Here is a 23,209-nt window from a genome sequence, read left to right as displayed (position 1 = left end):
TGGACACGAGCGATGCCGTACATCAGGTGATGCCCAGCTGCATGCAGCATGCACGACACGCGGCTGAGCGCGACAATCAACCCGCACGCGTCGATACGCGATTACTTGATCCGCGTGTACTCGGTATCGCCCGTACTCAGTCGACCCGTCGCCTCGTCGATCGCATAATTGACCGTACCGCTGCCGCTGGACACCTGCAGCACACCCTTGGTCAGCAGCGCCGGATAATTTCGGGTCCTCACGCCACTACCGAACAGCTCCGGCGTGGTATCGCGAATGATGAAGCTTTCGCCATTGTGCTCGATGCTCAGCACATTCTTCTGCGACTTCACATTGACCCACTTGCCCACGTACTGCTCGCCAACATCGCGCGCGCACCCGGCCAACAGCAACATCGCAACCAGCGCACTTCCAAGCAGCGTCTTCATCGCCACTCCATCTCGATCCGGGGCCTTGCAGGATGGCAAGTCCCTGTCGAGCTCGCAAGGCACCGACCCTAGCGAAAAGTGCTTACGTGCACCGCTTCTCGAAATGCAATGCAGCGCCACTACCAAATGTGAGACAGCGACCCTGCCACACGGATTCATTCCCGGTGCAATCGAGTAACCGCAGCGTCCAAGCCATGCAGATGGCCAGTCCTGATCGAACGCGCAAGAAACGCGACATCGCGATGTCGCGCGCCAACGCGAACCACCGCACAGAACGCATGCCGCTGAGTGAGTGGCAGTGGCTGCCGAGTGCTGCATAAGAATGAGGACTGCGGCGCTATCGCATCGCCCATCCATGTAGCCGCTACGACACTGCGGCAAAGAAAAAAACCGGCTTTCGCCGGTTTTCATCTGACTCTGAATTCATGGTGGGCGGTACAAGGTTCGAACTTGTGACCCTTGCCGTGTGAAGGCAATGCTCTACCGCTGAGCTAACCGCCCGGTGACGCGAGCCGCACATTATAGGGCAGCTGCAGCAATCGTCAACAGCCGCGTTCGACCCGGTGGGTGCCTACTGAAAACCACGGCAGTTTGCAGACGCCGGCCTCATCCCGCCAGCCGACGGCGCTGCCCCTCTCTGCCCGGCATCACGCACGTTAACTGGCTGGACTTAGCGCAAAGCCGATCACTTGCCTGGCTCCTGATGGCTCATTCCCACCTGACAGGAGTCTCACCTACACCGGAGTCAGCGCACTGCGGTTAGTGGCAACCCTGCCGCAGCAGTTGTGCGGCGGCCGGCGGCCGGCCGCATGCCCAACAACAACCGCATCACATCGTATGCGTCGGCTTGTCCGAGGTGGTCAGGCCGGCCAGCAGGGTTTCGATCTTGTTGCGCACCGCCTCGCCTTCCGGGCCGTCCGGAAACTGCACGCCGATGCCGGCGGCGCGGTTGCCCTGCGCGCCCGCAGGCGTGGTCCAGATCACCTTGCCGGCCACCGGCAGGCGCTCGCTGGAATCGGGCAGGGTCAGCAGCAGGAAAACTTCATCGCCCAGCATGTAGCGCTTGGGCGTGGGCACGAAGATGCCGCCGCCTTTGACGAACGGCATGTACGCGCTGTAGAGCGCCGGCTTGTCTTTCAACGCCAGCGACAAAATGCCTTGGCGTGCATTCATTGCACTCATCGAGTTCCCCTAGAACGTGCCTGGTGCGCTCCCTCGCGCCAGGCCAGCAGCAATTCCGTCACTGCCAGGTCGGCGCGGACGGTGGTGCGCAGCAGATCGCGTGTGCGATTGGCGGCGTCGAACCAGGTCGCCAGCTTGTGCAACCGCGATGGATCGGTCAAGCCGGCCGAGGCCTGTGCCAATGCCAGGTCGGCGGCATGCCGCAGACGCTGATCGGCCTGGCCGTCGTTGGTCCAGCGCTGCGCAACCTCTACCGCACCGGCGCGGCCGCTGGCGATCTGCTCCAGGTCCTGCGCCACCGCGCGACGCACCGTCAGGCCATCCTCGCGCAACCACTGTGCGGCCAGCCCGGGGTGGCCGCGTGCGGCGTCCAGGGCATCCTGCGCGGCACGCTCGCTGATGCCTTGTGCCAGCAACCAGTCCAGCGCTTCGTGCGCGGGCGGCAGCTTGAATTCCAGACGCTGGCAACGGCTGCGGATGGTGGCCGGCAAACGCGCCGGCTGCGCGCTGATCAGCCACAGGTAGCGGCCCGGCGAGGGCTCTTCCAGGGTCTTGAGCAAGGCATTGCAGGCGGCGCGATTGATCGCATCGGCCGGGTCGACGATCACCACCTGGGCGATGCCGTACTGCGGCGTCAGCGACAGCTTTTGCGACACCTCGCGCACCTGCTCGATGACGATTTCCGTGCGCAGCTTGTCGCCGGTGCGATTGGGAATGAACGAGATCAGCTGCAGATCCGGATGGGTGCCGGCGGCGATCAATTGCCGCGTGCGCTGCGCCAACGCCGGGTCCGGCGAGCTGGCCAGCACGTGTTCGGCCAGCGCCAATGCCACGCCGCGCTTGCCCAACCCTTCCGGGCCGCAGATCAGCAGCCCGTGTCCGAGCCGGCCGGCGTCCAGCGCTGCCACCGTCTGGTCGAAGGCGCGCTGCTGCCAGGGCGAAAACACGGCGGTCATGGCGTGGGCTCCGGTTGCGGCATGTTCGGCAGGCGGCGACGCTGCAGGTAGCGCGCCACCGCCGCGTTATGGTCGGCCAGGGTGGCCGAAAACGCATGCGCGCCAGTACCGTCGCCAACGGCGACGAAATACAGCGCATCGCCGGGCGCCGGGCGCACCGCTGCCAGCAGCGCCTCGCGGCCGGGCATGGCGATCGGCGTGGGGGTCAGGCCGGTGCGGGTGTAGGTGTTGTACGGGGTATCGGTGGTCAAGTCGCGACGACGAATGTTGCCGTCGTAGCCGCTACCGATGCCGTAGATCACAGTGGGGTCGGTCTGAAGCTTCATGCCCAGCTGCAGGCGACGCAGAAACACCCCGGCGATCAACGGCCGCTCGCTGCCCAGCGCGGTTTCCTTTTCGATGATGGACGCCAGGATCAGCGCCTGCTCTGGCGAGGTCAGCGGCAAGTTGGCGGCGCGCTGCTCCCAGGCCTGCGCCAGCGCCTTGTCCATCGCCGCATGGGCGCGTTTGAGCACATCCAGATCGCTGTCGCCGCGTTGATACAGATAGGTCTCCGGCAGGAAGCGGCCTTCCGGATGCTGATTGGCAATCCCTACCCGCGCCATCAGCGCGGCGTCATCCAGGGTGCCGATGGTCTGCTGCAATGGCGTGGCGGTGGCCAGCGCGGCGCGCAACTGACGGAAATTCCAGCCTTCCACGATCGTGAAACGGTATTGGATCACCCGCCCCTGGCGCATGCGACCGAGCAATTCGCGCGGCGACAGGGCCGGCGCCAACGCGTACTCGCCCACCTTGAGTTTGCCGGCCGCATCGACCTGACGCGCCAGCAGTTGCCATTCCAGATCGGTGCCTTGCGCGATGCCGGCCTCGCGCAATTTGCGCAAGGTGGCCCTGAGCGAATCGCCCGGCGCAATCACCACGCTGGGCGCCGTGGCGCTCACCGGCGTCTGCGCGAAGTGCAGGTAATGCCGCCATGCCACCAGCGCGGCAATCGCCAGCAGCGCTACGAGCAGCAATGCCGTGCCCAGCACGGCCAGACATCCGCGTTTGCCAGTCACCGCCACACCCACCTCGTCATTGCCCTAGCGCCGCGCAGGATACCGCGCGCCGGTGATGTCCCGTTGAAGCGCTCATGTCGGCTCGATCGCACGCAGCACGCCACGCGCCTTGGCGCGGGTCTCGTCCAGCTCGCGTTGCGGGTCCGAGTCCACCACGATGCCGGCGCCGGTGCGAAAGCGCACCTGCGCACCCGCCACCTCCGCGGTGCGGATCAGGATGTTCAGATCCATGTCGCCATCGCGGTTGAGCCAGCCGAACGCGCCGGTGTAAGCGCCGCGCGCGGTCTGTTCGAGCTCGGCGATGATCTGCATGCAGCGCACCTTCGGGCAGCCGGTAATCGTGCCACCCGGAAACACCGCCGCGATCACCTCGCCCGGCGTGACCCCGGCGCGCAGACGGCCACGCACGTTGCTGACGATGTGATGCACGTGGGCATAGCTTTCCACCGCCATCAGCTCATCCACCTCGACCGTGCCGGGCACGCAGATCCGGCCCAGGTCGTTGCGCTCCAGGTCGATCAGCATCACGTGCTCGGCGCGCTCTTTCGGGTGGCCGACCAGCTCGCGGATGCGCGCCGCATCGTCGTCGCCGGCAAAGCGCGCGCGCGTTCCGGCGATCGGGCGCGTCTGCACCGCATCGCCGTGCACCGATACCAGCCGCTCGGGCGACGAGCTCACTACCGCGCGCCCGGCCGCCACAAACACGCCGGCGAACGGCGCGGGGTTGGCCGAACGCAACCGGGCGTGCAGCGCCGCCGGATCCACCGCAGCGGCAAAGCGTGCATTCCAGGCGCGCGAGATATTGGCCTGGAACACATCGCCGGCACGCAGGTAATCGAGCACCCGCTGCACCGCATCGGTAAAGCGCTCGGGCACGTCTTCGTCCACCGCAACCGGCCCGACCCAGGCCGGCAACGGCGGCAGCGCAGCGCAGGCGGCTATGTCGTCGTCGATGCGATTTAGCAGATCCTCGCGCCCCGATTCGGCCAGCGCGATGCAGCGCCCGTCCATGCGATCGCGCAACACCGCCGCCGGCGCACGCAAGGCGAGCGCGCTCGGCAGGCGGTCGGTCCGCGCAGGCAGCTGCAGGATCGGCTCGACCTGCGCGGCCAATTCGTAGTCCAGCAATACCGCCCAGCCGCCACGAAACGGCAATGCGCTGGTCGCATCGCGCGGCAGCCGTTCGGCGTGCCAAGCGGCATCCAGCGCGTCCAAAAAATTGCATTCGAGCGCTTGACCATCGCTATCGCGCGTCACGCCATCCGGATCCAGCCGCAGGCTGGCGCCATCTGCCAGCAACAGCACATCCCAGCGCCCATGCTCGGTACCGGAGGCAGTGGATTCCAGCAACGCCGGGTACCGCTGCGGCGCCAACCGATGCAGTGCCAGCAAGTCGATGTCCGCGTGCAGTGATCGGGTGAGCGTCATCGGTCCGGGGTGGCGTGAGATGCAAAAGCGCGCCGCCTTCCAAAAGGCAGCGCGCGCGATGCGTGGATCAGGATTAGGTCAAGCCAACACTGTCCGGCTGGCCGCACGAATGCAGTGCGCGCGGCGGCCAAGGACTGTTGCGTGACGCGTCGTGCGAGCGCGCAGACGCGCCGACTCAGACGCGCTTGAACACCAGTGTGCCGTTGGTGCCGCCAAAGCCGAAGCCGTTGGACATCACCGCATCCACCTGGACCTCGCGCGCCACGTTCGGCACGTAATCCAGGTCGCAGCCTTCGCTGGGCTCTTCCAGGTTGATGGTCGGCGGGATGATGCCCGTATGCAGTGCCATCACCGAGAAGATCGCTTCCACACCGCCGGCCGCGCCGAGCAGGTGGCCGGTCATCGACTTGGTCGAGCTGACCATGGTCTTGTAGGCGTGGTCGCCCAACGCGCGCTTCATCGCCAGCGTTTCGGCCAGATCGCCCAGCGGCGTGGAGGTGCCGTGCGCGTTGAGGTAACCGATCTGCTCGGGGTTGAGCTTGGCATCGCGCATGGCGGCCACCATGCTGCGCGCCGCGCCTTCGCCGTCTTCGCTGGGGGCGGTCATGTGGAACGCGTCCGAGCTGGCGCCGAAGCCGACCAGCTCGGCATAGATGCGCGCGCCACGCGCCTTGGCGTGTTCGTACTCTTCCAGCACCAGCACGCCGGCGCCGTCGCCCAGCACGAAGCCGTCGCGCTGCTTGTCCCAGGGACGCGATGCAGCGATGGGATCGTCGTTACGGGTGGACATCGCCTTCATCGCGCAGAACCCGCCCACCGAGCTCGGCGAGGACCCGCGCTCGGCGCCGCCGGCCAGCATCACGTCGGCATCGCCGTACTGGATCATGCGCATCGCCGTGCCAATCGAGTGATTGGACGTGGCGCACGCCGATACGGCCGAGAACGTCGGGCCTTTCAGGCCTTTGATCAGGCTGACCTGGCCCGGCAACATGTTGATGATGGTGCTGGGCACATAGAACGGCGAAATCTTGCGCGCGCCGCCCTCATGAAATTTGATGGTCTGCTCTTCGATACCGAGCAGCCCGCCGATGCCGGAGCCGAGAATGGCGCCAACGCGTTCGGCATTGCTTTCGTCGATGACCAGGCCGGAATCGTCCAGCGCCATGAACGAGGCGCCGACACCGTAGTGGATGAACGAATCCATCTTTTTGACGTCCTTGGCGGACACAAAAAGCGTGGGGTCGAAATTCTTGATTTCGCCGGCGATCTTGGTGGTGAACTGCGACGCATCGATCTGCGTGATCGGGCCAATGCCTGAGCGCCCGTGGATGATCCCATCCCAGCTGCTGGCCAGATCATTGCCCAGCGGCGACACCATGCCCATGCCGGTAACGACAACACGACGACTCATTGCAGATCTCCTCACCACGGAACGGACGGTGCTTGCGGTTTGCGGGTGACGCTTGAAAAACACAGGGCCGCATCAGCGGCCCCATGGAATGTCTGACGCAGCAGCGGCGTAATGCACGCCACCGCAGTCAGGAACAACGCATCAGCTCTTGACGTGAGCCTTGACGTAGTCGATCGCCTGCTGGACCGACGTGATCTTCTCGGCCTCTTCGTCCGGGATCTCGCACTCGAACTCTTCTTCCAGCGCCATCACCAGCTCGACGGTGTCCAGCGAGTCGGCACCCAGGTCATCGACGAACGATGCGCTGGTGGTGACTTCCTCTTCCTTGACGCCGAGTTGTTCGACGACGATTTTCTTGACGCGTTCTTCGATGGTGCTCATTGGGGATATCGCTCCAGCTGGAGTAGTGGTGGTACGAAAAAAACGCCATCGCCGCTGCGATGGCCGCGTTGGATAGTGTAGTGGAAGCGCCCGAGCCTTGCATTGCATCACAAGTCCCGGCCGATCAGCCACTTAGCGCCTCCCGGCGACGCACGCTCACGGCATGTACATGCCACCGTTGACGTGCAGGGTCTCGCCGGTGATATAGCGGGCGGTCGGGCCGGCCAGGAACGCCACCGCGTTGGCGATGTCCTCCGGCGCACCCAGGTGACCGAGCGCGATCTGCTGCAGCAAGGCGGCCTTGGCCTCCTCCGGCAACGCCTTGGTCATATCGGTATCGATGAAACCGGGCGCCACCACATTCACGGTAATCCCGCGCGAACCGATTTCCTTGGCCAGCGACTTGGAGAACGCGATGATGCCGGCCTTGGCCGCGGCGTAGTTGGTCTGTCCCGGATTGCCGGTCACCCCGACCACCGAGGCGATATTGATGATGCGGCCCTTGCGCGCCTTCATCATGCCGCGCATCACCGCCTTGGAGGTGCGGAACACGCTGGTCAGATTGGTGTCGATGATGGCTTGCCAGTCGTCGTCCTTCATCCGCATCAACAGGTTGTCGCGGGTGATGCCGGCGTTGTTGACCAGAATCGAGATGGCACCGAATTCCTTGCCGATCGCCTCGATCAGGCCATCGACCGCCGCCCCATCGGTGACGTTGAGTTCGCGACCGTGGCCGCCATGGGCAGCCAGCCGCTCGCCGATGGCCGTGGCGCCGGAGGCCGAGGTGGCGGTACCGATCACGGTGGCGCCCTGGGCGGCCAAGGTGTCGGCAATGGCCGCGCCGATGCCGCGACTGGCACCGGTGACGAGGGCGATTTCGCCCTGCAGAGGCTTGCTCATGACTACTGTTCCTCGAAGGGGGACGCTGCGATCAGTGCCGCGAGCGTCGAGGGATGCCGGTAGCACCGGCATGTGCGTCGGATCAGTGCACCCACGCGTCGAGCGCGCCGGCGTAATCGGCTGGCGTGGCCAGCGGGCGGGCGTCCAGGCTCTTGTCGATGCGCTTGATCAGCCCGCTCAACACCTTGCCCGGGCCGCATTCGGCGATCTTGGTGATGCCCTGGGACGCCAGCGCCTGCACACAGCCGGTCCACTGCACCGGCAGGTAGAGCTGCTCGACCAAGGCCTGGCGAATCGCCGCGCTGCCCTCGTGCACGCGCGCATCGACGTTCTGCACCACCGGAATCTGCGGAGCGTGCCAGGCCAACCCGGCCATCGCTTCGCCGAGTTGATTGGCCGCATCGCGCATCAGCGGAGTATGCGACGGCACGCTCACCGCCAGCTTGACCGCCTTGCGCACGCCGCGCTCTGCCAGCAAGGCCAGCGCACGATCCACCGCCGCCGCATCGCCGCCGATCACGATCTGCCCGGGCGAATTGAAGTTGGCCGGCACCACCACCTGGCTGCCTGCCGCCTCGGCGCAGACTTCCAGCACCAGGGCGTCTTCGGCGCCCAAAACGGCGGCCATCGCACCGACACCGGCCGGCGCTGCGGCCTGCATGAACTGCCCGCGTAACCGCACCAGATGCGCGCCGTCATGCAGCGACAAGGCACCAGAAGCGACCAACGCGGTGTATTCGCCCAGGCTATGCCCAGCCAACACAGCCGGGCGCGCGCCACGCTGCGCAGTCCACAGCCGCCACACCGCCACGCCCGCCGCCAGCAGCGCCGGCTGGGTGTACTCGGTGCGGTTGAGCATTTCTTCCGGGCCGCCCTGGGACAACGCCCAGAGGTCGACACCAGCACCCTCCGAGGCTTCGGCAAACGTTTCGCGAATCTGCGGATGCAATTCGGACAGTTCGGCCAGCATCCCCAAAGACTGCGACCCCTGACCGGGGAAAACGAAGGCGAGAGTGGATTCAGTCACGCGCGGCTGCCAGCAAAAATCGAGCCGGGATGATACGTGCGAAATCGCTCTAGCGTCTGTACTGCCGCGTATGCAGCCCGGCCTGCGGCAACACTTGGCCGGGCAGGAACAACCGGCGCCGCAGGCCGAGATGGCCATCGGTAAACCGGTCCAGGCAGACCGGCTAATACCAACGCCAGAGCGAACGCCCTGCTCAAGGCGGCCCCTGGATTGCACGCGGCGGGTGGCTGGCAGAGTGCCCCAACGATGGTCGCGCGTGGGCGCATCGGCATCGCAAGGCTGCCCCAAACAAGCGAGCGTTGTCGCTGGGGATCAGCGCAGTTTGGTTACAGCCAAGCCAACTCGCGGACTATTGACTGGATACGCATGCAACTCGCCGATCCGCCAGACATGCAGGACCGCGCGCGGAATTGCCACCACGGCGCGACCCAGGTCGGACAACACCCAAGCCCCAGCAGCATGCGAAGAGAATGGAAAGATGAAGAGACCGAGCGAGACCGGCAGACGGCTTACGCCGGAGCACGGTCCAGCGATCACAGCGCGTTTGACGTCGTTTCTGCAGGACGCATCGCCCTGACAGCGTCAGACCCTGTCCGCCGAGGCGGCAGGGTCTGCGGAACTCAGTAGCGCAGCAGCGCCGAGCCCCAGGTAAATCCACCACCGAACGCTTCCAGCAGCAGCAATTGGCCACGCTGCACGCGACCCGAGCGGACCGCTTCGTCCAGCGCCAGCGGCACCGAGGCCGACGAGGTGTTGCCGTGGCGATCCACGGTGACAACCACCTGCTCCATCGGCAGATCCAGCCGCTTGGCGGTGGCTTCGATGATGCGCAGATTGGCCTGATGCGGGATCAGCCAATCCAGGTCGTGCTTGTCGTAGCCGTTGGCCGCCAGGGTCTCATCGACCACCGAATCCAGCGCCTTGACCGCATATTTGAAGACGTCGTTGCCCTTCATCAGCAACGTACCGCCACCATTCTTGCCTTCGCCAAAACCGACCGATACGCCCACCGGGTCCCACAGCAGCTCTTTCTTGCTGCCGTCGGCATGCAGATGGGTACTGAGGATGCCGGTCTCTTCGTCGGCTTTGAGGATCACCGCGCCAGCGCCGTCGCCAAACAGCACGCAGGTGGTGCGGTCGGTCCAGTCGACGATACGGGTCAGCGTTTCCGCACCTACCACCAGCACGGTTTTTGCATCGCCGCTGCGCACGAACTTGTCGGCCACGCTGAGCGCGTAGACAAAGCCCGAACAGGCGGCATTGACGTCCATCGCTCCGCAACCGACGTTGCCCAGCCGCGCCTGCAGCAGGCAGGCAGTGGACGGGAAGATCAGGTCGGGCGTGGTGGTGCCGATGACGATCAGGTCGATCTCGTCGGCGGTGACACCGGCCGCTTCCATCGCCTTCAGCGAGGCGAAATACGCCAGATCGCTGGTGGTCTGGTCGTCGGCGACGATGTGACGCTCACGGATACCAGTGCGCGAGAAGATCCATTCATCGCTGGTGTCGACGATCTTGGACATGTCGTCGTTGGTCAACACCTTTTCGGGCAAATAGCTACCCGTGCCCGCGATTCTGGAATAGATCCGCTTGCTCATGCTGTTTCCTGGTGCAAGAGCCGCGGTGATTGGCGGCTCCGGAAGTATCGAGGGTCACCCGCCAACAAAACTGCGGCGGGCGCCACGGATCAATCTTCTTGGACGGCCGACGACTTGGTCGTGATCACCTTCTTGCCGCGGTAGTAACCGTCAGCGGTGATGTGGTGGCGCAGATGGATCTCGCCGCTGGTCGGATCGGTCGACAGCTGCTTGGCGGTGAGGGCATCGTGCGAACGACGCTGGCCGCGACGCGACGGGGTGACACGGGATTTCTGCACAGCCATGGGATTGCTCCAACTTTAGTTCGATAACTTGTCTGTTGAGTCGAACAGCACGCTCTACGCCCGCGTCGACCTGTCTTTCCGCCCTTAACAGCGGCGGTTACTGTTTCTTCAACGCTGCCAGCGCCGCGAACGGACTGGCCTTGTCTTGCTCTTCCTGGCTCGGCACCCACTCCGCCTCGACGGCCTCGCTGCCCGGCGCCATCGGCACCACTGGCACCGACAGCACCAGTTCGTCTTCCACCAGATCCACCGCCCGCAGCATGCCGTCATCGGGCACCAGCAAGGCTTCGTAATCGAGTGGCAACGCGGACTCTTCGTCTTCGTTGCGGATCAGGCCAAGACGCTGCCTGATCTGCACCGGATACAGAAAACGCTGCAAGGTGCGCTGGCAGGCCAGCGGCAGCTCGACATCGATGCTGAGTTCGACATAAGCGACCTTGAGCAGATCGTCCTGATCGAACTGAAGCGAATAAACACATTCGCCATCGGTATCGACCAGACTCCCCTGCAAGCGGGTCATCGCAGATAGCGGGATGCGGCCATCGAAGCGCCTGCGCGCTGCGACCATCCGCCAAGCATCCAGCATTTCGGGTACGTTCGCGGACATAAGCCGCAGAATGTTAAAGACCCGCAGTAGCCATGTCAAATGCACCCATTCACATGTGCCGCACGGCGTGCGGGCTGGCAGACTCCCCTGCCAGTCCTTTTCGGCGCCCATGATGCCACGCCTGATCCTTGCCTCCACCTCCGTCTACCGGCGCGAGCTACTCGGCCGTCTGCAACTGGACTTCACCACCGCCCGCCCGGAGGTCGATGAGCAGGCGCTGCCGGGCGAGGCGCCGAGCGCGCTCGCCAGCCGCCTGGCTGCCGAAAAGGCCGCCGCAGTGGCCGCGCATGCGCCCGACGCCTGGGTCATCGGCTCTGACCAGGTCGCCGATCTGGACGGCCGCGCCCTGGGCAAACCGGGAACCCTCGACCAGGCACGCGCGCAGCTAGGCGCCATGTCCGGGCGCGTGGTGCGCTTCCACACCGCCGTCAGCCTGATCGGCCCCGACCAGCACCTGCACGCGCTGGACATGACCGAGGTACAGCTGCGTCCGCTGACACCGGTGGAGATCGAACGCTACCTGGTCGCCGAGCCCGCACTGGATTGCGCTGGCAGCTTCAAATGCGAAGGCCTAGGCATCAGCCTGTTCGATGCAATTCGCTCGGAAGACCCCACCGCGCTGGTCGGCCTGCCGCTGATCGCGCTGGCGCGACTGTTACGGCAGGCGGGGTTTGCGATTCCGTGAGGCCCGAGGCCAGTTCCTCGCTTTCGAGTGCGGCGACGCTGTTCAGGCGCATCGATCGAAAGTCGGCCGTGACAGTACAGACCTCCAGCCACGATGGTGCGGAAGCGGCCACTGAAGCCGCGCATGACCATACACAGCTGCCCGGCCGCACAACGCCCGGCCGCTTGCGCTACTGGGGGCGAGCGAGCGCGCAGAACTGGTAGGGGTATTGGGCTTGTCCGACATGCGAGGACAAGGTGCGGCAACGTGACGGATCCAGGGTGAGCCCATACGCAGCCAGACGCTGCTGCGCGGACTCGCGCACCGCACGATCTGCAGCGGCGGTATCCAGCGCCTTGCCCTTGGGCACCTGCAGCACGCAGCGCCCCGGCGACACTTCCAGCTCCGCACGCAGACCGCGCGCGATCAACCAGCGCAACCGCGTGCACTGAGGCTGGATGTCCCAGCCAATCTGCTGCGCCCAGCCGTTCATGCGATCGATCCGCAATTGCTGCTTGTCGCGTGTCGCACCCAACATTGCATACAGCTGCGACCGCTCGGCGATCAAGGACCTGACCTGCGCGCGGTACTGATCGGTCTCGGAGAGATTGGTCGCAACACCGATATAGCGCGCCTGCTGCGGCAACAGCGGCACACGCCAGGACTGCGGCTCGTCGCCGACCAGCAGCACCGTGGATGCCGCAGGATCGGCAAGCGCCGGTTGCTCGACCTGGAAACTGTCGCGCGCCCATGCCTCATGCCCCCAGTCTTTCCATCCGACCACAGCAACCAGCGCACACACACCGATCAACCACCAAGCCTTGCGATCTGCATTCACCGCGAAAGCGCGCCGGCACACGACCCACAGCACCAATGGCGCAAGCAACTCCAGTACCAGCAGGTAGCGATGGATGCTGAAGACCGCTTGCCACAGCGCGTAGGCAATGCCGAAAAACACTAGCAGCACAACCGCTGCGCGATCGCGATTGGTCGCGGGTAGGGAGCGACGCAGCACGAGGCGTCCTGCTGCCATCAGCGTCACCGCATACAACACCGCCCACCCCGCCTGCACCAGGCCGAGATCGCCGATGCGTTGCGGTTTGAGTGTAAACAGCAGCGGCCAGATCAGATGTTCGCCAATGCTGCGCGGCAACCAGCGGACATCGGCAATCGACACCGGCTGAGCCAGCGGCGACTTGAACACGCCGTTGAATTGCGGAAACAGCGGATTGCCCAGATGTTGCCAGACCTGCCAGTACCAGGACCCGGCCGCGAGCAGCAAGGCGAGCACGGCGACACCAGCAAGCACGCCCAACCCCAGAACCCGCGAGCACATGCGTCCACCGTCGCAAAGCACCGCTGGCGCCAGGGCCAGCGCGTACAGCGCATTGGTGAGCTTGAGCGCGATTGCCAGACCGATCAGTGCGCCGGCGATGACCCATAACCACGTGACACGTCGGTCCTGCCGCGCATTGGCCTGCGCCAACAGCACGACCGCCAACGACGCCAGCACCGGGATCGCGCTGACGGTATCGCCCATGGTGTTGCCCAGTTCGGACAGGAACACCGCACTGCACATGCCGGCCAGCGCGAAGAGCGGCGTCCACTGCGCGCGTCGCGATTCATTGGACAGGACACGCCACGCCACCGCTGCCACCGGAATGAACACCACGGCATGCAGCGCGCCCAATAACGCCCCGACCAACGGCCCGGGCAGATGCAACATCAACCAGGCATGCAGGCTATCGAGCAGCGGACCGAAGTAGCTCTGCATCTGCGCCGGCGCCAGATCCACGCCCAGACGGTTGTGGGTCCACGCATCACCGATGTACAGGTGGTAATTGCGTAAATCCCAGTTGGCATCCTGGCCAAGACCGAGCGAAAGCAGCGCGCCCAGCAGCAACACGGCCATCACCGCAGTGATGACCTGGCGCTGCGAATGAAAGCCGAAACGGCCATCCGCCCAGCGCAACACACGCTGCCGACGCGTCGCCCACTTCGACATGCTCACCGATGTCATCAGCGCACTTCCTTGCCATGCGAGGCGGCCACACGACTACCTACGCCAGGCTCGGCGAGATACGCCAGATGTTTGGCTTCGACGCGTCCACGCGTGACCGTATCCAGGATCAGCCCGCAGGCCAGCAACAGAAAGCCAAGCAGCATCAGCGCCACGCACAGGATCGCGGTCGGAAAGCGCGGCACCAAACCGGTTTGCAGATAGGTCTCGAACAACGGGATCGCCAGCACGACCGACAGCGCGGCACTGAGCGCAAAACCGATCGAGAAGAACAACAACGGCCGCTCGGCCTTGAACAGTTTTGCAATCGTGGTGAGGATGCGCCAGCCGTCGCGCCAGGTGTTCAGCTTGCTTTGCGACCCTTCCGGGCGCACGCCATAGGCCGTTTCGACCTCGGCCACCGGCATGCGCAACTGCAAGGCATGCACGGCCAGCTCGGTTTCGGTCTCGAATCCCTGCGCGTGCGCCGCAAAGGATTTGACGTAACGCCGCGAAAACACCCGGTATCCGGACAACATGTCGTCGAAACTGCGCCCGAACAGCAACCCCGCGCAGCGCGTCAGCAGGACATTGCCGAGCCGGTGCCCTGGCCGATACGCGGCCTGCTGTTGATCGCGTCGCGCGCCGACCACCATGTCCAGGCGTTCGTCGATGAGCTTGCGCACCAGCGCCGGTGCGGCAGCCGCGTCGTAAGTCGCATCGCCATCCACCAGCACATAGATATCGGCTTCGACATCGGCAAATCCACGCCGCACTACATTGCCCTTGCCTTGCGGCGCAACGCGGCACACCTGCGCGCCCGCCGCCGCGGCGTTGGACGCGGTGGCGTCGCTGGAATTGTTATCCAGCACATGGATCACCGCCCCCGGCAATGCCGCGGCGAAATCGCCGACCACCTCGGCAACGGTTGCCGCCTCGTTATGGCACGGCACCAGCACAGCGATTCGAAACCCGGACAGATGTGCGGGATGGACAACGGGCAAGGCGTCAGTCATTGCGTGATCTAAGGTGCGGAAACGGTAACGGGCTGCTCCCACCAGTCCTCGACGCTGCCGTCGCGGCCGTGCAGGCGCAGTCCCAGCCAATGCGTGCCGGGCGGCAGCGCGTGCGTGTCGAGCGTGGCGGAGAAGCCGACATTGGGGTGCTGCGGGTCGGTGGAAATCTTCCAGTACGGGCGGACGTCCATCGGGCTGCCGTAGTCGGCCTGCGCGACCGGGCGGCCATCGAGCAGCAACTCCACATCGGCCAGGCCAACGCCGTCCTTGAACGCCCAACCGCGCACCTGGACCTGGCCAGCCACGCGCACATCCGGTAGCGGCGTATCGATCCAGGCCATTGCCGGGGCGATGCACGGCCCGGGCGCCCGTTGCGCCGGCAGTGCGAACAGCAGAAAACGTTGATACCCGTGATCGGTGGACACCACCGTGGGCGGTGGCAACGGCCCGACCATGTCGCAGATGGCGTGATAACGCTTGAGCAGATCGCGGTAACGCTGATCGCTGGGCGACAGCACCAGCAGACGCGGGCCATCGCGGCGTCCGTCGCTGAGCAGGCCCCATTGCTGCAATTGCGCGCTGCGCCCGTGCTTGTCGTTCAAGTCGGCGCGCAACACCTCGATCTGCGCATCGTGCAATTGAAATCCGAGTTCGGCGCCCACCTTGAAATTTTCTGCCAGCACGCGCGTGCCCGGCGGCATCTGCGCCAACTGGCGTTTGACCGCACGCGCCAGACCGTTCCAGCCGGCAAAATTGCGTGGGTAGTATTTTTCGCCAGCCGCATGCGCGCGGATCGACGGCACCGAGACCGACAGGTAATAGCCGTAGGCACCCAGTGTGCCGAGCAGCGCGATCAGCCATGCGGCACGGCGCAGCGAATGCGGCCAGCGCATCAGGATCACCGGCACCGCCACCAGCAATGCGAAGTAGCCAGGCAACGGCCAATGGAAGCTGATCCGTTCGGCATCGCTGAAGAAGCCGAGCACGAAGATCGCCACGGTCGAGATGCCGCCCAGCAAGCCGAAATAGCGCCACTGCGCACGCGACCCGCCGCCGGCACGCGTGCCGGCCAGACTGACCTTGACCATCGCCCAGGCCAGTAGCGGCGTCACCGCCACCGTCTGGATCAGCAAGAACCACAGCCCGCTGATCTGGAACCGCCACGGATGCCGGTCGACCAACTGGAAGCGCAGCCCGGCCTCGTCATGGTCGGTATTCCAGAACAGCAGCGGTAGCCAGCTCACCGCACCCACGGTCAGTGCCAGCCAGATGCGCGGGTCGCGCAGCACCGCGCGCCCCTGCGGAATGCACAGCAACGCGATGCAGCCCATGCCGATCACACCGACGAAGCGGTAGTGGCTGAGCGCGCCAATGACCAGACCGATCGCCAGCTCCAGCGCGCTGGTGGCATCGACCTCGCGCAGCAACCGTGCACCGGCATCCATACACAACACCGCCGCCAGCGCCATCGGCACGTCCGGCACGGCCAGGATGCCGAGCGTGGCCGATAGCGGCATCAGCAGCGTCAAACTGCCCGCCTGCCAGCCCAGCGTGGAGCCGAACCAGCGCGTGGCGATGTGCGCGATCAGCCATGGCAGCAGCGCGGCGATGGCCAGAAACGGCAGCCGCAACGCCAGCAGATGGTGCCCGCCAACTTCCACACCCAGGCGCGCCAGCCAGGCAGTCATGCCCGGCAGATCCGAATAGGCCGCGGCCAGGTGCTGGCCTTCCTGCCAATAAAACGCTTCGTCCACGAACAACGGCAGCCGTGCGGCAATCAACAGCTTGACGGCCGTCGCCAGTGTCCACAGGATCACGAAAGTGCGATGTGCCCGTTGGTCCCCCTGCATTGCCCTGTGCACTCTTCTTTTCACCTACGGAATTGTGATGTCGACACCGCTGCGTTCCACGGAAATGCTAACCGATGCGCTGCGCCAATCGCTGGGGCGCGCGCAAGACCAGGTCAATTCGCTGTTGTTGGGCAAGGCGCAGGAAGTGCGATTGGCGTTCGTGGCGCTGCTGTCCGGGGGACATCTGTTGATCGAAGACCTGCCCGGCCTGGGCAAGACCACCCTGGCCCACGCCATGGCCTCCAGCCTGGGATTGGGCTTCCAGCGCGTGCAGTTCACCTCCGACCTGCTGCCGGCCGATGTGCTGGGCGTGTCGGTGTACGACGCGGCCTCGCGCCAATTCCAGTTCCACCCCGGCCCGGTGTTCACCCATGTGCTGCTGGCCGACGAGATCAATCGCGCGCCGCCGCGCACGCAGAGCTCGCTGCTGGAAGCCATGGCCGAACAACAGGTCACCCTGGATGGCGTGACGCATGCCTTGCCGGAACCGTTCTTCGTGATCGCCACGCAGAATCCGGTCGACCTGTCCGGCACGTTTCCGTTGCCGGACTCGCAGCTGGATCGCTTTCTGCTACGGCTCAGCCTGGGCTACCCCAGCGCCGATGCCGAGCGCGCGCTCCTGTCCGGGGTGGACCGACGCGAACTGATCGCCCAGGCCGCACCGCAGCTCAGCGATACAGAGGTAGTCGCGCTGCGTGCGGGGGTCAACCAGATCCATACCAGCGATGCCTTGATCGGCTACGTGCAGGCGCTGCTGCTGCGTAGCCGCCAGCACGCCGGGGTACGCGTGGGCCTGTCGCCACGTGCCGGCATCGCGCTGCTGCGCGCCGCCAAGGCGTATGCGCTGCTGCTTGGACGCGAGCATGTGCTGCCGGAAGACGTGCAGGCGCTGTTCGTGGCCGTGGCCGGGCATCGGCTGGTGCCGGAAGCAGAATCGTCCTCCGGGCCGGCGCTGGCCAAGGCGCTGCTGCACAGCGTACCGGTGGACTGACACACGTGCGTGCAACCTTGCGCGGCATCGGCCGCCGGCTCAGCCTGCTGGCCCGTCCGCGGGGAGCGGAAGCGTTGCCGATCGTGCTGGATCGGCGGCGTATCTATGTGTTGCCGACCCGCTTCGGGTTGTTCATCACCGGCTTGCTGTTGGCGATGCTGCTGGGCGCGTTGAACTACAACAACAACCCGGCCTTGCTGCTAGCCCTGCTGCTGGCCACCGCCGGGATCGCCAGCAGCATCATGGCGCATCTGCAGTTGTCGGCGCTGCGCATCGAAGCGGTCTCGGCCGAACCTGTAGTGGCCGGCGAGCCGCTGCGGATGCGGGTGTCACTGGCACGTCGCGATACCCGCGTGCGGCGCGGGCTGCGGCTGGACCATCTGCAAAGCAGCGGTTTCTGTTCGCTGGTCGAGCACGAGATGGCCGACGTCGACCTGCTGGTGCCCACCACACAGCGCGGCTGGCAGGACATCGAACGCATCCGGCTGTCGAGCACCCAGCCGCTGGGCCTGGTGCGGGCCTGGTCATGGGTGTGGCCGGAAACCCCGCTGCTGGCCTACCCCAAACCCGAAGACCACGGCCCCACGCTGCCCGACGGTGCCGGTTCGCCCAACCAGACCCGCCTGCACGCGCAAGGCGAAGAACTGCATCAGCTGCGCCCATATCGCGCTGGCGATGCGCCGCGCACGATTTCCTGGAAGCATTCCGCGCGTCGCGACACCTTGCTGGTGCGCGAATACGAACAGCCGATGGGCATCGAAGTGACGCTGGACTGGCGCACGCTGCACGCGCTGCCCTACGAACGCCGCATCGCGCGGCTTGCCCGCTGGGTCAATCTGGCCGAGCGCGACGGGCGGCGTTATCGCTTGCTGCTGCCAGGCCAGCCACCACTGGGGCCTGCGCAAGGCCCGTCCCACCAGCACTTGTGCCTGCGCGCCCTGGCGCTGCTTCCTCATGACTGAACCATCCCTCCCGATCAGCCAGCCCAGCCGCGGTTGGGTCCTGGCCACCAGCTGGCTGGCACTGGCACCGTTACTGCTGCAGCTGCCCGGCCTGCTCGCTACCACCATTGCGGTAGCCGCGGTCCTGGTCGGCGTGCTGAGCTGGCGCGGCACCGTGATGGCGCCGGTGCGGGTATTGCTGGTGATCGCAATGCTGGCGGCGGTGTACTGGCAGATAGGCATGCGCTTCGGCCGCGATACCGGCTGTGCGGTGCTCGCCGCGATGCTTGCGATCAAGGCCTCCGAACTGCGCACCCTGCGCGATGCGCGCAGCCTGCTCGGCTTTGCCTTGTTCGCGCCGTTTGCGGCATTCCTGCTCGACCAGGGCCCGGCAACCATGGGCCTGGCGCTGCTGGCAGTGGTCAGCGCCTTGCTCAGCATGCAGCGACTGGCCGACGAGGAGCATCGCACCCGCACGCCTTCGCTACGCCTGCAGTTGCGCGGGATCGGCAAGCTGGTCGCCATCGGGGTGCCACTGGCGCTGGCCACCTTCTGGTTGCTGCCGCGCCTGAGTTCGCCGCTGTGGGGCGTGCCCGAGCGCGCACTGTCCAGGCCTGGACTCTCGGACAACATGTCGCCAGGCGAATGGATCGACCTGATGGCCGACGATAGCCCGGCCTTGCGCGTGCAATTCACCGGCAAGGCGCCACCGCCGCAGCAGCGCTACTGGCGTGGGCCGGTGATGTGGGATTTCGACGGCCGCACCTGGCAGCGCGCGCGCTGGACCGGTCGTGGCCAACCCGCGTCGGTCACGCCCGGCCCGCAGACCTATCGTTATCGACTGGATTACGAGCCCACCGATCGTCGCCAATTGGTGTCGCTGGACCTGCCGACCCAGGGCGTGGCCGACGCCGAGCTGTCGCCCGATTACGAACTGTTCGCGCAGCGGCCATTGAGCGCACTGACCCGCTGGGAGTTGCAATCGGCGCCACCGGCACGTTTCGATACCGACCTGCCCGATCAGTTGCGCAAGCGTGCACTCGCGCTGCCGCCTGGCTTCAATCCACGCACCGTTGCGCTTGCCAGGCAATGGCGGGCCGAAGCCGGCAACAACGACGATGCCGTGGTGCAGCGCGCACTGGGGTGGATCACGCGCGAATTCGCCTACACGCTGGATACGCCGCTGCTTGGCCGCAATAGCGTGGATGAATTCCTGTTCCAGCAGAAAGCCGGGTTTTGCGAGCACTTCAGCTCCTCGTTCGTGGTGCTGATGCGCGCTGCCGGCATCCCCGCGCGCGTGGTCACCGGCTATGCGGGTGGCACCTACAACGGGCTGGGCAACTACTGGGTGGTGCGCCGCATGGATGCGCATGCATGGACCGAGGTGTGGTTGGCCGGACGCGGCTGGGTGCGTGTGGACCCCACTGCCGCCGTGGCACCGGAACGCATCTACGACACGCTGGAAGATCGCCTGCAAACCGATGGCAACAACTTTGCCCAGCTCGGTACCTGGGCCGGCCTGGGCCAGGTCAGCGACTGGCTGCGGCGCGGCTGGAACGATCTGGTGCTGTCCTTCAATGCCGACCGCCAACAACGGCTGCTGCAGCCGTTCGGCATCGACCGCCTGGAGCCCACCCAGCTGGCCACCATCTTCGGCGTGTTCGCGGTCAGCGCACTGGCGTGGATGAGCTGGCTGCTGGCGCGCGGCGAACGCGAACGCGACCCGCTGCTGCGCGCCTGGCACCGGCTGAGCCAGCGCTACGGCAAGCTGGGTCTTGCCCGCGAACTGCACGAACCGGCCATCGCCTGGGCGCAACGCGTCGCCCGCACCCACCCCGACACCACACTGTTGGCACTCAGCCAACGTTTCGCTGCCGCGCGCTACGCTGGCGCTGATTCGGACAGCGCCTCACTCCTCAAAGATCTGCAGCAGCATCGCCCGCGAACCGGAGTTTCCTCATGAGTACCCGCTTTCTTTTTCCCATTGTCGCCGTGCTCGGGCTCGCAGCCTGCGCCACCGCGCCCAAGCCGCTGCAGGGCCAGTTCCCCACGGTCAGCCCGAGCGATTCCACTGCCAGCGCGCAGCTGGGCACTTCGGTGCGCTGGGGCGGCAAGATCATCCAGACCAAGCCGAGCCAGGGCCAGACCTGCTTCGAGTTGATCTCGCGCCCGCTCAACGCCAGCGGCCGCCCGGACCGCAATGCCGTGGATGCCAGCGATGGCCGCTTCCTGGCCTGCCGCTCGGGCTTCTATGACCCGGCGGTGTTCGAACCCGGCCGCGAAGTCACCTTCATCGGCAAGATCGAAGGCTATGAGACCACCAAGATCGGCGAGTACGACTACAAGCTGCCCAAGGTGGCGGCGGATGTGGTCTACCTGTGGCCGGAAGTGCGCGACGTCGACGTGATTCAGGCGTACCCGTATGGCCCCTGGGGCGACCCGTGGGGTCCGCGTTGGGGCGGCGGTTGGGGCTGGGGCCGCGGCTGGTGGTAATCGGCTGCTGAGTCAACTGTGATGCAAACGCCGCTCTTGAAGGAGCGGCGTTTTTGTTTGTGCGGGCAAGCCGCCGGCATTAGCGCGTTTTTGCTGGATTCTTATTTCGCCATTTCGCCATTTCGCCAGCCCGGCGCTGCGCGGGCGCAACAAGCCCTGCTGGAACCGCGACTACTGCGCGGATGCTGGGAGCGCCGGCTTGTGTACATCGGCTCGCAACCGCAGCACTGGCGATTAGCGATTAGCGATTAGCGATTGGCGATTGGCGATTGGCGATTGGCGATGCTCACCCCTGGCCTGCCCTTTCCGCTCGAGAACCTGTTCAGTCACATCGGTGGCAACGCCCAGCGATTTCGTCAGGGCGTGCCGAAGCGGCCCAGCGGCGCACCGGCCAGCAGATGCAGATGGATATGAAACACCGTCTGCCCGGCATGCTCGCGGCAATTCATCACGATACGGTAGCCGTCCTGCGCCAGGCCCTGCTCACGTGCGTACGCGGCAGCGGCGAGCGCCAACTTGCCGACCAGCAACGCCTGCTCCGGCGGGACGTCGTCCAGCGTGGGAATGGCGTGCAGCTTGGGAATGAAGAGCACATGCACCGGCGCCTGCGGCGCGATGTCTTCAAAGCCCAGCACCTCATCGTCTTCATAGACGATGGTGGCTGGGATTTCGCGACGGATGATCTTGCTGAAGATGGTGTCGGACATGGCGGAGATTAGGGATTGGTCATTTGGGATTGATAAGAGCTTACCGCGCGCGTGGTCTGGCAGCTTTTGTGCATCCTCGATCCGTGCCCAGCAGCAATGAGCTGTTTTAGAGGGCCGGCGCCTCCACCGTTTTTATCAATGCGGTAGCTGGATGTTCCCAGCGGTCAGCCGGCTGGTGATTCGAGATTCGAGATTCGGGATTCTTAGAAGCCCAAGCGCGCAGCCAGGCCGCTTTGACCAATCCCAAATCCCGACTCCCCAATCCTCGCCCTCAAACCACCTCACTGCGGGTACCGAAGGCGTGCGACAGCGTCCCGCGATCCACATATTCCAGCTCGCCGCCCAGCGGCATGCCTTGCGCGAGCCGGCTGGGGCGCACGCCATGCTGGCGCGCCAACTGCGCCAGGTAATGCGCGGTGGCCTCGCCTTCCACCGTGGCGTTGGTGGCGATGATCATTTCGGTGATTTCACCGGCGGCCAGGCGTTCGCCGAGTTGGTCCAACCCCAGCTCGCGCGGGCCGATACCATCCAGCGGCGACAGCCGTCCCTGCAGAATGAAATACACCCCGCGGTAGCCGGTAGCGTGCTCGATCGCCAAACGATCGGCTGGCGATTCCACCACGCACAGCTGCTGCCGGTCGCGGCTGGCATTGGCACAGATCGGGCAGATTTCCGCCTCGGTGAAGTCGCGGCATTGCACGCAATGGCCGACCTTTTCCACCGCGCTGGCAAGCGCCGTCGCCAGCCGTCGCCCACCCTCGCGCTCGCGCTCGAGCACGTGATAGGCCATACGCTGCGCCGATTTCTGGCCCACGCCCGGTAACACCCGGAAGGCTTCGATCAGTTGTTCGAGTAAGGAGGACATCGAGTGGCCGGGATTCGGGAATGGAGATTCGGGATACGCAAAGGCAAAAGCCATCTCGCTTTTGCCAATCTCCAATCCCGAATGCCCAATCCCTGATTCTTAGAACGGCAACTTCATGCCCGGCGGCAGCTGCATGCCGGCGGTAGCCGAACCCATGCGGTCCTTGGATTCGGCATCGATCTTGTTGGAGGCGTCGTTGAAGGCGGCGGCGATCAGGTCCTCGGCCATTTCCTGGTCGGAGAGAATGCTGGGGTCGATCCGCACCTTGCGGCACTCCTTGGCGCCGGTCAGCGTCACGCTGACCATGCCGCCGCCGGCAGTGCCGGTGACTTCCAGCTTGGCCAGTTCTTCCTGGGCGCGCTGCAGGTTTTCCTGCATCTTCTGCGCCTGTTGCATCAATTGGGCAATGTTTCCACGCATGGT

23 protein-coding genes and 1 tRNA gene are annotated in these 23,209 nt (G+C 65.4%); 5 read left to right on the top strand and 19 right to left on the bottom strand.

Translation table 11 applies throughout. From position 1 onward, the window contains the following. Nucleotides 1-101 precede the first annotated feature (101 nt). The 13 genes from ABQU90_RS02030 to ABQU90_RS01970 form a co-directional block, all read right to left on the bottom strand. The gene (locus ABQU90_RS02030; RefSeq protein ID WP_104617099.1) at nt 102-428 is read right to left on the bottom strand and encodes a hypothetical protein; all 327 of its coding nucleotides are present in this window, start codon (nt 426-428) and stop codon (nt 102-104) included. A 426-nt stretch (nt 429-854) separates the two neighbouring features. Further along, a tRNA-Val gene (locus tag ABQU90_RS02025) sits at nt 855-929 on the bottom strand. A gap of 327 nt (nt 930-1,256) precedes the next feature. After that, nucleotides 1,257-1,610: a PilZ domain-containing protein gene (locus ABQU90_RS02020; protein WP_003483889.1), complete on the bottom strand. Its 354-nt coding sequence runs from the start codon at nt 1,608-1,610 to the stop codon at nt 1,257-1,259. Then, entirely contained in the window at nt 1,607-2,566 is a 960-nt protein-coding gene (locus tag ABQU90_RS02015) for a DNA polymerase III subunit delta' (protein WP_115527253.1), read from the bottom strand. The genes ABQU90_RS02020 and ABQU90_RS02015 overlap by 4 nt, the downstream gene beginning before the upstream one ends. Further along, nucleotides 2,563-3,636, bottom strand: coding sequence for an endolytic transglycosylase MltG (gene mltG, locus ABQU90_RS02010; protein ID WP_323523191.1), 1,074 nt, complete (start codon nt 3,634-3,636; stop codon nt 2,563-2,565). The genes ABQU90_RS02015 and mltG overlap by 4 nt, the downstream gene beginning before the upstream one ends. Nucleotides 3,637-3,696: 60 nt before the next feature. Further along, a complete protein-coding gene (locus ABQU90_RS02005) occupies nt 3,697-5,052 on the bottom strand; it encodes an aminodeoxychorismate synthase component I (RefSeq protein WP_323523190.1) in 1,356 nt (451 codons plus the stop codon). 175 nt (nt 5,053-5,227) lie between these two features. After that, the gene (fabF, locus tag ABQU90_RS02000) at nt 5,228-6,463 is read right to left on the bottom strand and encodes a beta-ketoacyl-ACP synthase II (RefSeq protein ID WP_115512332.1); all 1,236 of its coding nucleotides are present in this window, start codon (nt 6,461-6,463) and stop codon (nt 5,228-5,230) included. A 141-nt stretch (nt 6,464-6,604) separates the two neighbouring features. Next, nucleotides 6,605-6,844: an acyl carrier protein gene (gene acpP, locus ABQU90_RS01995; RefSeq protein ID WP_002814322.1), complete on the bottom strand. Its 240-nt coding sequence runs from the start codon at nt 6,842-6,844 to the stop codon at nt 6,605-6,607. Between the two features lie 156 nt (nt 6,845-7,000). Beyond that, nucleotides 7,001-7,744, bottom strand: a complete 744-nt coding sequence (gene fabG, locus ABQU90_RS01990; RefSeq protein ID WP_055845828.1) for a 3-oxoacyl-ACP reductase FabG — start codon at nt 7,742-7,744, stop codon at nt 7,001-7,003. An 82-nt stretch (nt 7,745-7,826) separates the two neighbouring features. Further along, nucleotides 7,827-8,771: an ACP S-malonyltransferase gene (gene fabD, locus ABQU90_RS01985; protein WP_323523189.1), complete on the bottom strand. Its 945-nt coding sequence runs from the start codon at nt 8,769-8,771 to the stop codon at nt 7,827-7,829. 620 nt (nt 8,772-9,391) lie between these two features. Next, on the bottom strand, nt 9,392-10,369 hold the full coding sequence (locus tag ABQU90_RS01980; protein ID WP_055845834.1) for a beta-ketoacyl-ACP synthase III: 978 nt from the start codon (nt 10,367-10,369) through the stop codon (nt 9,392-9,394). 89 nt (nt 10,370-10,458) lie between these two features. Further along, complete coding sequence (rpmF, locus tag ABQU90_RS01975; RefSeq protein ID WP_010368401.1) at nt 10,459-10,653, bottom strand: 50S ribosomal protein L32; 195 nt, start codon at nt 10,651-10,653, stop codon at nt 10,459-10,461. Nucleotides 10,654-10,750: 97 nt separating this feature from the next. Continuing rightward, nucleotides 10,751-11,260, bottom strand: coding sequence for a YceD family protein (locus ABQU90_RS01970; protein ID WP_055845836.1), 510 nt, complete (start codon nt 11,258-11,260; stop codon nt 10,751-10,753). Nucleotides 11,261-11,369: 109 nt separating this feature from the next. On the opposite strand from ABQU90_RS01970, the gene ABQU90_RS01965 reads away from it, so the two are divergent. Beyond that, entirely contained in the window at nt 11,370-11,945 is a 576-nt protein-coding gene (locus tag ABQU90_RS01965) for a Maf family protein (RefSeq protein ID WP_115558937.1), read from the top strand. Between the two features lie 169 nt (nt 11,946-12,114). Here ABQU90_RS01965 and ABQU90_RS01960 read toward each other — a convergent pair whose 3' ends face one another. From ABQU90_RS01960 to ABQU90_RS01950, 3 genes are read right to left on the bottom strand one after another with little or no spacing between them, the layout of a single operon-like run. After that, nucleotides 12,115-13,944, bottom strand: coding sequence for a hypothetical protein (locus tag ABQU90_RS01960; RefSeq protein ID WP_323523188.1), 1,830 nt, complete (start codon nt 13,942-13,944; stop codon nt 12,115-12,117). After that, nucleotides 13,944-14,939 carry a glycosyltransferase gene (locus tag ABQU90_RS01955; RefSeq protein WP_323523187.1) on the bottom strand — a complete coding sequence of 332 codons (996 nt, stop codon included), beginning with the start codon at nt 14,937-14,939 and terminating at the stop codon, nt 13,944-13,946. Before ABQU90_RS01955 ends, ABQU90_RS01960 begins: the two co-directional genes overlap by 1 nt. Nucleotides 14,940-14,947: 8 nt before the next feature. Next, on the bottom strand, nt 14,948-16,789 hold the full coding sequence (locus ABQU90_RS01950; protein WP_323523186.1) for a glycosyltransferase family 39 protein: 1,842 nt from the start codon (nt 16,787-16,789) through the stop codon (nt 14,948-14,950). Nucleotides 16,790-16,826: 37 nt separating this feature from the next. On the opposite strand from ABQU90_RS01950, the gene ABQU90_RS01945 reads away from it, so the two are divergent. The 4 genes from ABQU90_RS01945 to ABQU90_RS01930 are packed head-to-tail and all read left to right on the top strand — an operon-like array spanning nt 16,827 to nt 21,214. Continuing rightward, on the top strand, nt 16,827-17,780 hold the full coding sequence (locus ABQU90_RS01945) for an AAA family ATPase (protein ID WP_323523185.1): 954 nt from the start codon (nt 16,827-16,829) through the stop codon (nt 17,778-17,780). A gap of 5 nt (nt 17,781-17,785) precedes the next feature. Continuing rightward, complete coding sequence (locus ABQU90_RS01940; protein ID WP_323523184.1) at nt 17,786-18,742, top strand: DUF58 domain-containing protein; 957 nt, start codon at nt 17,786-17,788, stop codon at nt 18,740-18,742. After that, entirely contained in the window at nt 18,735-20,684 is a 1,950-nt protein-coding gene (locus tag ABQU90_RS01935; RefSeq protein WP_323523183.1) for a transglutaminase TgpA family protein, read from the top strand. Before ABQU90_RS01940 ends, ABQU90_RS01935 begins: the two co-directional genes overlap by 8 nt. Then, nucleotides 20,681-21,214 carry a Slp family lipoprotein gene (locus tag ABQU90_RS01930; protein ID WP_055845858.1) on the top strand — a complete coding sequence of 178 codons (534 nt, stop codon included), beginning with the start codon at nt 20,681-20,683 and terminating at the stop codon, nt 21,212-21,214. The genes ABQU90_RS01935 and ABQU90_RS01930 overlap by 4 nt, the downstream gene beginning before the upstream one ends. A gap of 356 nt (nt 21,215-21,570) precedes the next feature. Here the strand turns inward: ABQU90_RS01930 and ABQU90_RS01925 are convergent, their stop codons facing one another. The 3 genes from ABQU90_RS01925 to ABQU90_RS01915 form a co-directional block, all read right to left on the bottom strand. Then, complete coding sequence (locus ABQU90_RS01925) at nt 21,571-21,921, bottom strand: histidine triad nucleotide-binding protein (RefSeq protein ID WP_055845861.1); 351 nt, start codon at nt 21,919-21,921, stop codon at nt 21,571-21,573. Between the two features lie 271 nt (nt 21,922-22,192). After that, complete coding sequence (recR, locus tag ABQU90_RS01920; RefSeq protein ID WP_055845864.1) at nt 22,193-22,786, bottom strand: recombination mediator RecR; 594 nt, start codon at nt 22,784-22,786, stop codon at nt 22,193-22,195. A gap of 99 nt (nt 22,787-22,885) precedes the next feature. Then, a complete protein-coding gene (locus ABQU90_RS01915; RefSeq protein ID WP_005913896.1) occupies nt 22,886-23,206 on the bottom strand; it encodes a YbaB/EbfC family nucleoid-associated protein in 321 nt (106 codons plus the stop codon). Nucleotides 23,207-23,209 lie beyond the last annotated feature (3 nt).

It is taken from the genome of Xanthomonas sp. WHRI 10207, assembly GCF_040202975.1.
In the GTDB taxonomy this organism is placed as follows: Bacteria; Pseudomonadota; Gammaproteobacteria; order Xanthomonadales; family Xanthomonadaceae; genus Xanthomonas.
This window is presented reverse-complemented; position numbering and strand designations above follow the sequence as displayed.

Excerpts from the sequence above, each read along its gene's own strand:
- ABQU90_RS02030 (WP_104617099.1), bottom strand. The coding sequence starts at position 428 with ATGAAGACGCTGCTTGGAAGTGCGCTGGTTGCGATGTTGCTGTTGGCC.
- ABQU90_RS02020 (WP_003483889.1), bottom strand. The coding sequence starts at position 1,610 with ATGAGTGCAATGAATGCACGCCAAGGCATTTTGTCGCTGGCGTTGAAA.
- ABQU90_RS02015 (WP_115527253.1), bottom strand. The coding sequence starts at position 2,566 with ATGACCGCCGTGTTTTCGCCCTGGCAGCAGCGCGCCTTCGACCAGACG.
- ABQU90_RS02005 (WP_323523190.1), bottom strand. The coding sequence starts at position 5,052 with ATGACGCTCACCCGATCACTGCACGCGGACATCGACTTGCTGGCACTG.
- fabF (WP_115512332.1), bottom strand. The coding sequence starts at position 6,463 with ATGAGTCGTCGTGTTGTCGTTACCGGCATGGGCATGGTGTCGCCGCTG.
- acpP (WP_002814322.1), bottom strand. The coding sequence starts at position 6,844 with ATGAGCACCATCGAAGAACGCGTCAAGAAAATCGTCGTCGAACAACTC.
- fabG (WP_055845828.1), bottom strand. The coding sequence starts at position 7,744 with ATGAGCAAGCCTCTGCAGGGCGAAATCGCCCTCGTCACCGGTGCCAGT.
- ABQU90_RS01980 (WP_055845834.1), bottom strand. The coding sequence starts at position 10,369 with ATGAGCAAGCGGATCTATTCCAGAATCGCGGGCACGGGTAGCTATTTG.
- rpmF (WP_010368401.1), bottom strand. The coding sequence starts at position 10,653 with ATGGCTGTGCAGAAATCCCGTGTCACCCCGTCGCGTCGCGGCCAGCGT.
- ABQU90_RS01970 (WP_055845836.1), bottom strand. The coding sequence starts at position 11,260 with ATGTCCGCGAACGTACCCGAAATGCTGGATGCTTGGCGGATGGTCGCA.
- ABQU90_RS01965 (WP_115558937.1), top strand. The coding sequence starts at position 11,370 with ATGATGCCACGCCTGATCCTTGCCTCCACCTCCGTCTACCGGCGCGAG.
- ABQU90_RS01960 (WP_323523188.1), bottom strand. The coding sequence starts at position 13,944 with ATGACATCGGTGAGCATGTCGAAGTGGGCGACGCGTCGGCAGCGTGTG.
- ABQU90_RS01955 (WP_323523187.1), bottom strand. The coding sequence starts at position 14,939 with ATGACTGACGCCTTGCCCGTTGTCCATCCCGCACATCTGTCCGGGTTT.
- ABQU90_RS01950 (WP_323523186.1), bottom strand. The coding sequence starts at position 16,789 with ATGCAGGGGGACCAACGGGCACATCGCACTTTCGTGATCCTGTGGACA.
- ABQU90_RS01945 (WP_323523185.1), top strand. The coding sequence starts at position 16,827 with ATGTCGACACCGCTGCGTTCCACGGAAATGCTAACCGATGCGCTGCGC.
- ABQU90_RS01935 (WP_323523183.1), top strand. The coding sequence starts at position 18,735 with ATGACTGAACCATCCCTCCCGATCAGCCAGCCCAGCCGCGGTTGGGTC.
- ABQU90_RS01930 (WP_055845858.1), top strand. The coding sequence starts at position 20,681 with ATGAGTACCCGCTTTCTTTTTCCCATTGTCGCCGTGCTCGGGCTCGCA.
- ABQU90_RS01925 (WP_055845861.1), bottom strand. The coding sequence starts at position 21,921 with ATGTCCGACACCATCTTCAGCAAGATCATCCGTCGCGAAATCCCAGCC.
- recR (WP_055845864.1), bottom strand. The coding sequence starts at position 22,786 with ATGTCCTCCTTACTCGAACAACTGATCGAAGCCTTCCGGGTGTTACCG.
- ABQU90_RS01915 (WP_005913896.1), bottom strand. The coding sequence starts at position 23,206 with ATGCGTGGAAACATTGCCCAATTGATGCAACAGGCGCAGAAGATGCAG.